The organism is Agromyces sp. NPDC127015 (assembly GCF_042725165.1).
Lineage (GTDB): Bacteria > Actinomycetota > Actinomycetes > Actinomycetales > Microbacteriaceae > Agromyces > Agromyces chromiiresistens.
The window spans coordinates 402,856-416,386 of the sequence record NZ_JBHXDI010000005.1 but is presented as its reverse complement, the minus strand read 5'-3'; the positions used below and the strand labels follow the sequence as shown (position 1 = coordinate 416,386).

The window sequence follows — 13,531 nt, the reverse complement described above, 5'->3', positions numbered from 1 at the left end:
AGGACAAACTGCCCGCATCACGGCGAAACCGGAGAAGACGTCCTGAGCGGCGCGCTCGCTCCTGAAACGGGTGGACGGATCAGGTCGGCTCGACGACCCGTGCGAGCAGCTCGATGAGCAGGCGCTCGGTGAGCGACCCGGGCAGGGCCTCGACGAGCGCGAGCACGGGCGCGAGCCGGTCGGGCAGCGCCCCCTCGCCGCCGAGGAGCCCTGCGGCCGAGAGCACCGCGGCCGCGGCATCCGAGTCGAGCGAAGCGGCGAACAGGTCGAAGGCCGCCGCGTCGGTCCCGCCTGCATCGAGCAACGCTCCCCCGACCCCGCCGGGCAGGGCCTCCGCGAGCCCGGCGAGCGCGACCCGGCCGTCGATGCGCGGGATGCCGCGCACCTCGTCGGCCGCCGCCACGAGCGCCGGAACGAGTTCGGGCAGCACCCGCTCCGTGACCGGGGTGACCGTCAGGTGGGTCGTGTGCGGCAGTCGGGTGCCGTCGGCCTGGGCGAGTCCGGGCTGCAACTGCAGCTGCCAGCCGGCCTCGCGCGCGGCATCCGCCCAGTGGTGCGGGTCGACCCGCGACGTGACCGGAGCCGCCTCGTCGGCGGCGACCGCGAGCAGCGGCCCCACGGGCTCGCCGACGACGCGCAGGCCCTCGATGCCGTCGATCGCGGCGCGCAACTCCGCGGTCGCACGCGCCGTCTGCGCGGTCAGGTCGCGGAAGCCGGGCTCGCCCAGCGCCTCGATGATCGCCCACGCCGCCGCGAGCGGCCCGGCCGGCTTCGAGCCCGTCATCGTGGGGTTCACGACCGGGTAGCCGGGCCAGCCGGTGGTCGCGAAGTACTGGCGGCGCTGGCGGTCGCGTCCGCGCGTGAGCAGCACCGAGGCGCCCTTCGGCGCGTAGCCGTACTTGTGCAGGTCCGCCGAGATGCTCGTGACGCCGGGCACCGACAGGTTCCAGGCGGGCAGCGGCTCGGGCCAGAAGGCGAGCGCGAATCCGCCGATGCAGGCGTCGACGTGGAGGGCGATGCCGCGGGCGGCGGTGATCGCGGCGACGTCGGCGACGGGGTCGAGGCTCGCGAACGGATAGGAGGGCGCACTCACCACCACGAGCGCGACGTCGTCACCCAGGCGCTCCTCGATCGCCGACGGCGCGAGGGTGCCGGTCTCCGGGTCGACGGGAACGAGGTCGAGCTCGAGGCCGAAGTAGTGGGCCGCCTTGTGGAACGCGGCGTGCACCGTGACGGGCGCGACGACGCGGGGCACCCGCGGCGAGCCGATCCGTGCGGCGCGCCAGGCGTCGCGGGCCGACTTCACTGCGAGCAGGCAGCTCTCGGTGCCGCCGGACGTCACCGAGCCGACGACGACCTCGCCGTCGGCGCCGCCGTCGCCCCCGCCGAGCACGCGCCGGGCGAAGCCGACGACGGCGCGCTCCATCGCGGCGACGGAGCCGAACGTGGTCGGGTCGAGCCCGTTGACGGGTTGCACCCGCCGGGCGGCGCGGCCGGCGAGCTCGTCGAGTTCGTCGAGGCCCGAGTCGTACACGTACGACAGCACGCGGCCGCCGTGGGTGGGCGCGTCGGCGGCGCGCAGCGCGTCGAGCTCGCGCAGGATCTCGGATGCCTCGCGGCGGAACCCGATCATCGGGTGCTCCCTTCGGTGGTGCCGGCGGCACCGGTCGTTCCGGGGTCGCCGGCGATGCCGGCGAGGGCCGCGACGTCATGATCCACGTCGGCGCGGCGCAGCGGGTAGGCGCGCAGCACGACGACGCTGACCGCGACGAGCAGCGCGGGCACGAGGCTGAACGAGAGCGCGATGCCCGCGACCGCCGCCGCCGACTGCTCGACCGTCTCGGCGCCCCTCGACTCGAGGTAGCCGGTCGCGGCGAGCATGAGGGTGAGCAGCGTGGCGCCGAGCGCCATGCCGGCGGTCTCGCCCGCCGTCCACACGCCGCCGAAGCTGCCGGCGTTGTCGCGTCCGGTCCGCCGGGCGTCGTGCGAGATGACGTCGGGCAGCATCGCCATGGGCAGCGACTGCATGCCGGCGTAGGCGGCGCCCGCGACCGCGACGGGCAGGTACACCCAGGGGCCGGGCGCCCAGACGAGCAGGACCATGCTGAGGGCCGCGAGCGCGAACACGATGCTCGCGACGCGGAAGCCGCGCTCCTTGCCGATGCGGCGGGCGAGCCGCCCCCAGAGCGGGGCGAAGAACAACGCCGGGGCGATGAGCGCGACGAAGAGCAGCGTGACCGCGGTCTCGGACTCGAGCACCCACGTCGCCACGAACTGGGCACCCGCGAGCATGAGCCCGGTCGCGAGCCCCTGCAGCACGAACACCGCGAGCAGCACGCGGAACGGCAGGCTGCGACGCAGCGCGCGCAGTCCCTCGCGGTACCCGCCCTCGGCCGACACCGCCGACGCCCGCTGCTGCGATCGGCCGAGGGCCGCGGCATCCGCCCGCTTCGCCGTGCCCGCGGCGATCAGCATGCCGACGCCGATGACGACGCCCGCGACGATCGCCATCACGAGGTAGCCGGTCGCCTCGTCGTCGAACGCGTTGCGGATCTCGGGCCCGCCGGCTCCGAACAGCAGGATCGCGAGGGTGAGCACGACGACCCGCCACGTCAGCAGTCGCGTGCGCTCGTCGTAGTCGCCGGTGAGTTCGGCGGGCAGCGCGATGTACGGCACCTGGAAGAGGCTGAACGCGGTCGCGGTTGCGAGGAACGCGACGAACACCCACACCCCGGACGCCGCGGGTGCGACGCCCGCCGGCACCGCGAACGTGAGTGCGAAGCCCACGGGCAGGGCGATCGCGCCGACGAGCATCCACGTGCGGCGGGTGCCCGCGCGCACGAGCGCCCGGTCGCTGCGCGCGCCGATCCACGGGTCGATGACGACGTCCCACACCTTCGCGGCGGTGACCACGAGACCGGCGATGAGGGCGCTCACCCCGAGCGTGTCGGTGAGGTAGTAGACGAGGACGAGTCCGGGCAGCGTCGCGAACCCGCCGGTGCCGAGCGAACCGATCGCGTAGCGGGCGACGACGCCACGGGACAACGCGCCTCGGGACTGGGGACGCTCCGCTGCGGTCATGGGGGAAGTGTACTCACACGGCGGCGAAGTGGGTCACTTGACCTAGACTGTGCGCATGCGCGCCCAGACCGCCTCCCCCGACCTGTTCCGCAGCCTGACCGACGACGTCGTCGCGTCGGGCGCGGAGACCACCGCCGTGCCGACGCCCACCACGGGCGAGGTGCTGCACGATCTGCCCCGCTCGAGCGCCGACGACGTGCACGACGCCGTCGACCGGGCACGGCTCGCCCAGCTCGCGTGGGCCCGCGCCGGCTTCGCGGAGCGCCGCCGCGTGCTGCTCGCCGCGCACGACCTGCTGCTGGAGCGACGCGACGAACTGCTCGACCTCATCCAGCTCGAGAGCGGCAAGACCAGGGGGCAGGCGTTCGAGGAGATCTTCGAGGCCGCGTCGGTCACCCGCTACAACGCGATCGCGGCCCGCAGGGTGCTGCGCGGTCGTCCCGTCCGTTCCGGCATCCCGACCGTCGCGACCTCGCGCGTGCGCTTCGCACCCAAGGGCGTCGTCGGTGTCATCACGCCGTGGAACTACGCGCTCAGCCTCGCCGCCATGGACGTGGTGCCCGCCCTCGCCGCCGGTTGCGGCGTCGTGCAGAAGGCCGACGACCAGGGAGCACTGTCGATCCTCGCGCTGCGTCGCGCGTACATCGACGCGGGCGTGCCCGAAGCCCTCTGGGCGGTCGTGACGGGCGATGCGGCCGAGGTCGGTGAGGCGCTCACCGACACCGTCGACTACATCTGCTTCACGGGCTCGACGGCGACGGGACGCAGGATCGCCGAGAAGGCCGGGCGGCGCCTCGTCGGCGCCTCGCTCGAACTCGGCGGCAAGAACGCCCTGCTCGTGCTCGACGACGCCGACCCGGCCCGCGCGGCGGCGAATGCGGCCCACGCCTGCTTCTCGGCGATGGGGCAGCTGTGCGTCTCGATCGAGCGCATCTTCGTCGACCGGAGGATCGCGGGAGACTTCGAGCGCGAGCTCGTCGACCGGCTGCGTACCGCGAAGCTCGGCACGTCGGTCGGCTTCGGCGCCGACTTCGGCTCGCTCGCGAGCGCCGCGCAGCTCGCGCGGGTGCAGGCCCACCTCGACGACGCCGTCGAGAAGGGCGCGACCGTGCTCGTCGGCGGCAAAGCCCGCCCCGACCTCGGCCCGTGGGTGTTCGAGCCCACGATCCTCACGGGCGTGACCCCTGAGATGCGCGTCCACGCCGAGGAGACGTTCGGCGCGATCGCGTCGCTCTACCTCGTGTCGGGCGACGACGAGGCGGTGCTCGCCGCCAACGCGAGCGAGTACGGGCTGAACGCCGCGGTCTTCACCGGATCGACGCGCCGCGGCCACCGCGTCGCCGACGCGCTCGAGGCCGGGAGCGTCAACATCAACGAGGGCTACCGCGGCTCGTTCGCCTCGGTCGCCGCCCCGATGGGCGGCGTGAAGCAGTCGGGCGTGGGCCGACGCAACGGCGAGGCGGGGCTCCTCCGCTTCGTCGAGCCCGTCACGATCTCGCAGGCGACCGGCCTGCTGCAGTTGCCGCGCACCTCGGCCGAGTACGAGGCGCAGGCGCCGCTGCTGCTGCTCCTGGCGCGGGCGCTCAAGGCCGTGCGCCGCGCCTGACCCGCGCGCGAGCCATCCCGGTCGGTCGTGTCACGAGCGCTTCGGGATGCCTCGGGCACGAGGCATCCCGGCCGATCAGGTGGCCTCGGAGTCGAACGGCGCGGGCTCGCCCGCGCCGAGCGCCTCCCGCTTGCGCTTGCGCTGCAGGTACGCGGAGTTCTCGTTGACGCCCGCGCGCGCCACGACCGGCGTCGGCGCCGCCTCTTCGGCGAACGGGTCGACGTCGGTGAGCGCCTCGCGGATGATGCGGCGCGGGTCGTACTGGCGCGGGTCGAGCTTCTTCCAGTCGACGTCGTCGAAGTCGGGGCCCATCTCTTCGCGCATGCGGTCTTTCGCGCCGTTGGCCATGTCCCGCAGCGAGCGCACCAGCCGGCCGAGCTGTGCCGCGTAGTGCGGCAGGCGTTCGGGGCCGAGCAGGAAGACGGCGATCACCCCGATGATGAGGAGCTTCTCGAACGTCAGACCGAACACCCCTACAGGATAGTCGGCGGCGAGGCATGCGAACGCCACGCCGTCGGCCCCCTAGGCTGGGGTGTCGAGAGAGCCACCAGGGAGCCGAACCGTGTCCGATCACGACCTGAACTGGAAGTACGTCGACGAGTCGGTCGTCGAGTCCGAGCCGATCATCAAGGCGCGTCAGCAGTCGCTCGAGCTCGGGGTCGATCCCGTCTCCCCTGCGGTGGGCGCCCAGCTCGCCGTCATCGCCGCCGCCTCGCGTGCGAGCTCCATCATCGAGGTCGGCACCGGGCTCGGCGTCTCGGGACTCTGGATGCTGCAGACCGCCCGGCACGCGATGCTCACGTCGATCGACACCGAGAACGAGTACCAGCAGCACGCCCGCCAGCACTTCGCCGACGCCGGCATCGCCGCGGCGCGCGTGCGACTCATCGCAGGGCGCGCGAGCGAGGTGCTCCCGCGCATGAACGAGAGCTCGTACGACATCGTGTTCGTCGACGCCGACGCCCCGTCGGTGATCGAGTACGCCGAACACGGCCTCCGCCTCGCGAAGCCCGGCGGCAGCGTGCTCGTGGCGCGCGCCCTCTGGAAGGGCCGCGTCGCCGACCCGGCCAAGCGAGACGAAGCGGCGAGCGCGTTCCGCACGCTCATCACCGAACTCGCCTCGTCGACGGCGGTCGCGACCGCGATCTCGCCCGCCGGCGACGGCCTGCTGCAGATCGTCAAGCTCGGCGCCTGAGCGCCCCTTAACGCCACGAGCCCCGAGAACGCTCTCGGGGCTCGAACAGTGCGTATGACTCAGGCAGGGTTCACGACGCCGCCGAGGACGTCGTAGAGCTCCTTGGCCTCAGCGTCGTTCACCGAGACGACGAGGCGCCCTCCACCCTCGAGCGGCACGCGCACGATGATGAGTCGCCCCTCCTTCACAGCCTCCATAGGCCCGTCTCCGGTGCGTGGCTTCATGGCCGCCATTGAGCTCCCCTTTCGCTGCTGAGATTCCATTATCGGACATCCCGAGCGTTGCTGTGAAATCGCCGCGAAGTTGTGGATGAGCGGTCGACCCTGATTCGCCCCCTGTTCACCGGCGTTTCGCCCACCCCGGATGTCAGGATTCCTGCCCCGATCAGGGAGGCGTCCAGTCGTAGTCGTCGACGCGCCAGACCCCGGCGAGCCACCAGTATTGGAGCGCGATGAGCAGCAGCACGATCGACCACCGGTACCATCGCGCCCTCGGCACCGCGAGCGCACCCACGATCGGGAACAGCGGCGCGAGGATGCGGAACGTCGACGACTGCGGGAAGAACACCGCGAAGAGGTACAGGCCGTAGCTCGCGAGCCAGAACCGGATGTCGACGCCGAGCCGGCGCACCGCAGGCAGGAACAGCATCGCCGCGAACCCGACCGCGAGCACGCCGACGGCGGCGATGCCCACCCAGGCCGGCAGCCCGACCCAGGTCGCCCACCACGCCCCGCCCTGGAACCAGGGCGTGAGCGGCACGAGCTCCTGCCTGCCGATGTACGCCGACCGCCAGGCCAGCTCGGTCTCGGTGTACCCGTCGACCTGCCCGGTCACGCCCCACACGATGAGCGGCCATGCGAACCCCGCGAGCACGGTGAAGAGCCCCACTCCGATCACGACGAGCTGCTCGCGCGGCGGGAACGGGTCGCGGTCGCGGTGCCACCAGCGCCACACGAAGTGCAATCCGAGGGTGAGCGCGAACGCGAGCGCCCCGGGTCGGGTGAACGCCCACGCGAGGACGACCGGTACGAGCCATCCGTACCGTCGATCGACCAGCAGGAGCAGCGCGAGCGCGACCCAGAGGAACCCGAGCGATTCGGCGTACCCGAACTGCATGATCGGCGACACCGGGGCGATCGAGAACAGCACCACGGCGAACAGCGCCCGGTCGGGTTCGAGGAAGCGCAACATGAGCCGGTGCAGGACGAGTGCGGCGCCGTAGCCGGCGGTGACCGCGACGATGACGGCCGCGAGCTTCCACGGCAGGCCGAGCAGGGTCGCGGCCTCGGTCGCGCCCGGGTAGAGCGGCAGGAATGCCCACGCGTTCTCAGCCACGTGGCCGTCGTCTGCGAGCGGCAGCTCGCGCGGATAGCCGCCGATGCCGATGATCTCGTACCAGCGGGCGTCCCACAGGCTCGCGAAGTCGAGGTAGCCGGGCTTCGCGCCCGTCCAGGAATTGGGCCCCTGCTGCCGCGCCACCTCGATCACCATGATCGTCGTCAGCACCCGGGCGGCGAGGTAGACGAGCGTGACCTTGACCCACCACGGGAGCAGCCGCCAGCGCACGCGCAGCGACCGGCGGGACACCCGGTACGGATCGGGTTCGCGCACCGCCGACCCCGAGTTCACGGAGTCTGCGCTCATGCCCCGGTGAGCCAGGCCCGCAGCGCCCGCTCGGTGTCGAGGATCTGGGCGACCTGCACGCGCTCGTCATCGGCGTGCGCCTTCAAGGGATCGCCCGGGCCGAAGTTCACGGCCGGGATGCCGAGGGCGCTGAAGCGCGCGACATCCGTCCAGCCGTACTTCGGCCGCGCCTCGGCGCCGACCGCGGCGACGAACTGCTGCGCGAGATGGGCGTCGAGGCCCGGCCGCGCACCCTCGGCGCTGTCGACGATGTCGACGTCGAAGCCCTCGAACACGGCGCGGACGAGGGCGGACGCCTCGGCGACGCTGCGGCTCGGGGCGAAGCGGTAGTTCACGGTGAGCACGGCCGAGTCGGGGATGACGTTGCCCGCGACGCCGCCCTCGACGAGCACGGCGTTGAGGCCCTCGCGGTAGGCGAGCCCATCGACCTCGACCGTCTCGGCCTCGTACTCGGCGAGGCGCGTGAGCGCGGGCGCGAGCTTGTGGATCGCGTTGTCGCCGACCCAGCTGCGCGCGGAGTGCGCCCGCAGGCCCGTCGTGCGCACCTCGGCCCGCAGGGTGCCGTTGCAGCCGCCCTCGACCTGCCCGTTCGACGGCTCGCCGAGGATCGCGAAGTCGCCCTCGAACAGCTCGGGGCGATTGCGCGAGAGCCGACCGAGCCCGTTGAGCGAGGCGGCGACCTCTTCGTGGTCGTACCACATCCAGGTGAGGTCGACGATGGGATCGGTGAGCTCGAGGGCGAGCTTCAACTGCACCGCGACGCCGGCCTTCATGTCGACGGTGCCGCGGCCCCACAGGTACTCGACGCCGTCGATCGTCTCGAACCGCGTCGGCAGGTTCTCGTTGATCGGCACCGTGTCGATGTGCCCGGCGATCACGACGCGGCGCTCGCGCCCGAGGTTCGTGCGCGCGACGACCGTGTCGCCGTCGCGGACGACCTCGAGGTGGGATGCCTCGGCGAGCGCCCGCTCGATGAGGTCGGCCAACGGGGTCTCGTCGCCCGAGACGCTGCGGATGTCGCAGATCGCCTGCGTGATGGCGACGGCGTCGGCGGTGAGATCGAGCGAATCGGGGATCGCGGAGGGCATTCCCCGAGTCTATTCGCGGGTGGTCGGACGGTCTGCGCGCACGACGACGACTCCTCGCGCCGACGGAGGGCGACGGGCGGATCGGGCTCAGCGTCCGCGAGCGCCGAGCATCGCCGCGTCGGCGGAGTGCGCCGCGTACGCGGCGCCGATCATCGGCGCCTCGTCCGAGAGCTCCGCCCGGATGACCGGGAAGCCCGGTCGGCGGAGCCCCGAGGACAGCGCCGGCTCGAGGAGGTCCCACGAGCGGGCGATCGTCCCGCCGATGATGAGCGCGTCGGCATCGAATCGGGCGAGCGGACCGTCGAGCGCTCGCCCGAGGAACGAGAACGCGTCCTCGAGCACGTCGCGCGCGATCGGATCGCCGCCGCGGGCCAGGTCGGCGATCTCCTTCACGTCGGGCACGGCTTCCGATCGGCCCGTCCTCCGCGAGTAGGCGGCCCTGATGGCCCGGCGCGACATCCGCGCCTCGATGCGCTGCCCCTCGAACTCGAGCAGATGCACCTCGCCGCCCGGAGCGGCGCCGTCGGTCCGTTCACCCGCGACGACCCATCCGGAGCCGACGCCGGTGCCGAGCGTGACGCAGCAGAATCTCGACAGGCCACGGGCGGCGCCGGCCGCGTACTCGCCGAGTGCGAACGCGTCCGCGTCGTTGACGAACGTGAACGAGCTCGGCTCCGCGTCGAGGGCGTCGGCGAGCCGTGCGCGCAGGTCGATGCCGTACAGCGAGTCGAACTTCCCCACGCCGGTGTACTGCGCGATGCCGGCGGCGAAGTCGAACGGACCGGGCACTGCGACGGCCCAACGCCCCCCGTGCTCGGATCCGAGCACGCGGGCGGCGGCGGCGATGGCGTCGAGGATGTCGTCGGCGCTCCCGCCGGAGTTCAGGGGCCGGGTCAGGTGGGTGCCCCCGACGATCGCACGGGCGGCGAGGTCGATGACGGCGACGGCGACGTGGGTCCCGCCGAGTTCGATGGTCGCTACCCGGTTGCCGGTCACGGTGCTCCTTCCGTCGGCCCGTCGTCTGTTTCTAAGACAGCGCTGTCATACGGTGGAAGCTATCAGACTCCGACCACGGGTGTCCAACCTGGATCCCGCTCGATCGGCGCTCGACGTACGACGGACGCCCGACGTCACACGCGGCAGCGCCCGCCGCCGCTCGCTACCCTTGGAGCATGCCCGCGAACGACGACGCCATCCGCCCTGCCCGCACGGCCTCCGCCGCCGGGCTCACGACGATCGCCGGCGACGGCACGGTGCTCGACGCGTGGTTCCCGAGGCCTCGGCTCGGCGCGGAGGCATCCCCCCTCGCCCCCGAGCACGCGGCCCTCGCGGGCGACGACGCCCGCCGCAACGTGCGCGTGGAGGTCGTCGAGCTCACGATCGACCTCGACGCAGCGCCCGGGGGCACCGCCGACGCCTACCTGCGGCTGCACGTGCTCTCGCACCTGCTCGCGGCCCCGAACACGGTCAACCTCGACGGCGTCTTCGCCCACCTTCCCGCCGTCGTGTGGACGAACGCCGGCCCCGTGCACCCGGCCGACTTCGATCGCCTGCGGCCGGCGCTCCAGCGCGCGGGCATCCACGCGACGGGGCTCGACAAGTTCCCGCGCCTCCTCGACTACGTGACGCCCGAGCGGGTGCGCATCGCGGACGCCTCGCGCGTGCGCCTGGGCGCGCACCTCGCTCCCGGCACGACCGTCATGCACGAGGGCTTCGTGAACTTCAACGCCGGCACGCTCGGCACCTCGATGGTCGAGGGCCGCATCTCGCAGGGCGTCGTCGTCGGCGACGGCAGCGACATCGGCGGCGGCGCCTCGATCATGGGCACCCTGTCTGGCGGCGGCACCCAGCGCGTCGAGATCGGCGAACGGGCGCTGCTCGGCGCGAACTCGGGCATCGGCATCTCGATCGGCGACGACTCGGTCGTCGAGGCCGGACTCTACGTGACCGCGGGCACGAAGGTCGTCATCCTGGGCGACGACGGCGACGAGCGCACCGTGAAGGCGGTCGAGCTGTCGGGACAGCCGAGCCTGCTGTTCCGGCGCAACTCGCTGAGCGGCCGGGTCGAGGTGCTCGCACGCGACGGGCACGGCATCGTGCTCAACTCGGCACTGCACGCGTAGGGGCGCATCGCCCTCCGCATCCCACTCCCCGGGCGCTCCTCGACGGGCGGGACGTGGGTCATGCGCCCCACTGGCTCGGGGTACAGTGGTGCTCCGAGGCCGCCGAGTGGCGGCCCTCGTCATGCGCATCACGAAGGAGTGACGTGGGTACCGACGCCCCGAGAACCAGCCGCCATCGAGGCCTGAGCTTCCTCATCGGCCTCCTGGTCGCCGTGCTCGTGCTCGCGGTCGTCGGGGCCGGCATCGGCTGGTGGACGGTGCAGCGCTCCTTCCCCACGACGAGCGGACGTATCGACGTGCGGGGGCTCGACACCGACGTCACCGTCTACCGCGACGAGGCAGGCATCCCCCAGATCGTCGGCGACACGAGCCACGACCTCTTCTTCGCACAGGGCTACGTGCACGCGCAGGACCGGTTCTGGGAGATGGACTTCCGCCGCCACGTGACGGCGGGCCGGCTCGCGGAGCTCTTCGGCGAGTCGCAGGTCGGCACCGACACGTTCATCCGCACCCTCGACTGGCGCGGCATCGCCGAGCAGGAGTACGAGCTGCTCGACGAGGAGTCGCGCGCCTACTACGACGCCTACGCCGCGGGCGTCAACGCCTACCTCGACGAGCACTCGGGCGCCGACCTCTCGCTCGAGTACGCCGTGCTCGGGCTGCAGAACCCCGGCTACTCCCCCGAGCCGTGGACGCCGGTGGACTCGATCGCCTGGCTCAAGGCCATGGCGTGGGACCTGCGCTCGAACCTCGGCGACGAGATCGACCGCGCCCTGCTCACGACCGAGCTGACGCCCGAGCAGGTCGCCGAGCTCCACCCCGACTACGCCTGGGGGCAGATGCCGACGATCGTCGGCGGACCGATCGCCGCCGCTCCGGCGGCGACCGGGAGCCGGCTGCTCGATGCCGACGGCGCACCGCTCGCGACACCGGTCACGACCACGACGACGGATGCCTCGGCGCCAGGGTACGCCGCCCCGTTGACCTCGCTCGCCGCAGCCCTCGACGACCTCCCCGAACTGCTCGGTCCCGAGGGCGGCGACATCGGCTCGAACTCGTGGGTCGTCTCCGGCAGTCTCACCGAGAGCGGCAAGCCGCTCCTGGCCAACGACCCCCACCTCGGCCCGGCGATGCCGTCGATCTGGGCGCAGATGGGCCTGCACTGCACCGAGATCAACGACGACTGCGCGTTCGACGTGGCCGGCTACACGTTCTCGGGGCTGCCGGGCGTGATCATCGGGCACAACGAACGCATCGCGTGGGGGTTCACGAACCTCGGCCCCGATGTCGCCGACCTCTACCTCGAGCGGGTCGAGGGCGACTCGTACGAGCTCGACGGCGCGATGGTGCCGCTCACCCTCCGCGAGGAGGTGATCGAGGTCGCGGGCGGCGACCCGGTGACCATCACGGTGCGCTCGACCGGTCGCGGTCCCATCGTCACCGGCATCGGGAGCGACTTCACGGCCGTCGCGGATGCCGCAGCCGCGGCATCCCCCGACGAAGCCTCCGACCTGCAGGTCTCCCTGCAGTGGACCGCGCTCACGCCCGGCACGACCGCCCAGGCGATCTTCGCGCTCGACCGCGCGCGCGACTGGGACGGCTTCCGCCACGCGGCGTCGCTCTTCGACGTGCCGGCGCAGAACCTCATCTACGCCGACGACGAGGGCAACATCGGCTATCAGGCGCCCGGCAAGATCCCGCTCCGCAAGTCGGGCGACGGCACGATGCCGCTGCCCGGGTGGACGAGCGCCAACGGCTGGAGCGGCATGCTGCCGTTCGACGAGCTCCCGAGCGTGCAGAACCCGCCCGCCGGGTACATCGTGACGGCGAACAACGCGGCCGCCGGACCCGACGGCCCGCTGCTGACGAAGGACTGGGACTACGGCTACCGCGCCACCGGGATCGACTCGCGACTCCGCGCGGCGCTCGCGGGCGGAGCGAAGCTCACCGCCGACGACATGTCGTCGATCCAGCTCGACACGTCCGATGCGAACGCCGCCCGGTTCCTGCCGGTGATCGCGGAGCTCGACCTCTCGGGCGACGCCGCTCGCGGCGCCGAGCTGCTCGACGGCTGGAACGGGCACGCCGACGCCGACAGCGCCGAGGCCGCGTACTTCAACGTGTTCTGGCGGACGCTCCTCGACGACATGTTCGGCGGGCTGCCCGCCGAGACCCTGCCGCAGGGCGGCGACCGATGGTTCACGGTCGTGGGCACCCTGCTCGGCCAGCCCGACTCGTCGTGGTGGGGCGAGGCATCCGGCGAGGTACCGGCTCGTGACGCGGCGATCGCGAAGGCGCTCGACGAGGCGTGGGACGAGGCGGCCGACCTCATGGGCGACGATGCCGCCGACTGGCGGTGGGGCGACCTGCACACGCTGACGCTCACCAACCAGAGCTTCGGCGAGTCGGGCGTCGCGCCCGTCGAATGGCTGTTCAACCGCGGGCCGTACGAGCTCGGCGGCGGATCGGCGATCGTGAACGCGATCGGATGGGACGCCTCGCAGGGGTACGGCGTCGACTGGGTGCCGTCGATGCGCATGGTCGTCGACCTCGACGACGTCGACCGATCGACGTGGATCAACCTCACCGGCGCCTCGGGGCACGCGTTCCACCCGAACTACGACGACCAGGCACCGCTCTGGCAACGGGGCGACACGCGGCAGTGGCCGTTCACGCTCGACGCGATCGTCGCGTCGGCGCGCGACACGCTGCTGCTCCGCGCGGTCGAGTAGACGCTCTGCGCGGTATCGGGGGCGTCGCCGTGCCGTGGCTCCCCCGACGCTCCCGCGTCGCT

11 protein-coding genes are annotated in these 13,531 nt (G+C 72.4%); 4 read left to right on the top strand and 7 right to left on the bottom strand.

The features are described 5' to 3' along the window. Positions 1–79: 79 nt before the first annotated feature. The gene (locus ACFWGP_RS16730) at positions 80–1,633 is read right to left on the bottom strand and encodes a pyridoxal phosphate-dependent decarboxylase family protein (RefSeq protein WP_376931407.1); all 1,554 of its coding nucleotides are present in this window, start codon (positions 1,631–1,633) and stop codon (positions 80–82) included. Further along, positions 1,630–3,081, bottom strand: a complete 1,452-nt coding sequence (locus tag ACFWGP_RS16725; RefSeq protein ID WP_376931406.1) for an MFS transporter — start codon at positions 3,079–3,081, stop codon at positions 1,630–1,632. The genes ACFWGP_RS16730 and ACFWGP_RS16725 overlap by 4 nt, the downstream gene beginning before the upstream one ends. A gap of 55 nt (positions 3,082–3,136) precedes the next feature. Here ACFWGP_RS16725 and ACFWGP_RS16720 point away from each other — a divergent pair, with 55 nt between their 5' ends. Next, the gene (locus ACFWGP_RS16720; protein WP_376931405.1) at positions 3,137–4,687 is read left to right on the top strand and encodes a succinic semialdehyde dehydrogenase; all 1,551 of its coding nucleotides are present in this window, start codon (positions 3,137–3,139) and stop codon (positions 4,685–4,687) included. A 75-nt stretch (positions 4,688–4,762) separates the two neighbouring features. On the opposite strand, the gene ACFWGP_RS16715 is transcribed toward ACFWGP_RS16720, so the two are convergent. Then, positions 4,763–5,158, bottom strand: coding sequence for a sec-independent translocase (locus tag ACFWGP_RS16715; protein ID WP_231430515.1), 396 nt, complete (start codon positions 5,156–5,158; stop codon positions 4,763–4,765). Positions 5,159–5,249: 91 nt separating this feature from the next. Here ACFWGP_RS16715 and ACFWGP_RS16710 point away from each other — a divergent pair, with 91 nt between their 5' ends. Next, complete coding sequence (locus tag ACFWGP_RS16710) at positions 5,250–5,882, top strand: O-methyltransferase (RefSeq protein ID WP_231430513.1); 633 nt, start codon at positions 5,250–5,252, stop codon at positions 5,880–5,882. Between the two features lie 59 nt (positions 5,883–5,941). Here ACFWGP_RS16710 and ACFWGP_RS16705 read toward each other — a convergent pair whose 3' ends face one another. From ACFWGP_RS16705 to ACFWGP_RS16690, 4 genes are all read right to left on the bottom strand, one after another. After that, complete coding sequence (locus ACFWGP_RS16705) at positions 5,942–6,115, bottom strand: DUF3117 domain-containing protein (RefSeq protein ID WP_067875042.1); 174 nt, start codon at positions 6,113–6,115, stop codon at positions 5,942–5,944. 151 nt (positions 6,116–6,266) lie between these two features. Continuing rightward, a complete protein-coding gene (locus tag ACFWGP_RS16700) occupies positions 6,267–7,526 on the bottom strand; it encodes a hypothetical protein (protein WP_376931404.1) in 1,260 nt (419 codons plus the stop codon). Next, complete coding sequence (gene dapE / locus ACFWGP_RS16695) at positions 7,523–8,614, bottom strand: succinyl-diaminopimelate desuccinylase (protein ID WP_376931403.1); 1,092 nt, start codon at positions 8,612–8,614, stop codon at positions 7,523–7,525. The genes ACFWGP_RS16700 and dapE overlap by 4 nt, the downstream gene beginning before the upstream one ends. An 87-nt stretch (positions 8,615–8,701) precedes the next feature. Next, positions 8,702–9,610, bottom strand: coding sequence for an ROK family protein (locus ACFWGP_RS16690; RefSeq protein WP_376931402.1), 909 nt, complete (start codon positions 9,608–9,610; stop codon positions 8,702–8,704). Positions 9,611–9,786: 176 nt separating this feature from the next. On the opposite strand from ACFWGP_RS16690, the gene dapD reads away from it, so the two are divergent. Together dapD and ACFWGP_RS16680 are read left to right on the top strand one after the other, a co-directional pair. Continuing rightward, positions 9,787–10,737, top strand: coding sequence for a 2,3,4,5-tetrahydropyridine-2,6-dicarboxylate N-succinyltransferase (gene dapD / locus ACFWGP_RS16685; protein ID WP_231430509.1), 951 nt, complete (start codon positions 9,787–9,789; stop codon positions 10,735–10,737). Between the two features lie 143 nt (positions 10,738–10,880). Next, positions 10,881–13,469 carry a penicillin acylase family protein gene (locus ACFWGP_RS16680; protein WP_376931401.1) on the top strand — a complete coding sequence of 863 codons (2,589 nt, stop codon included), beginning with the start codon at positions 10,881–10,883 and terminating at the stop codon, positions 13,467–13,469. Positions 13,470–13,531: the final 62 nt, after the last annotated feature.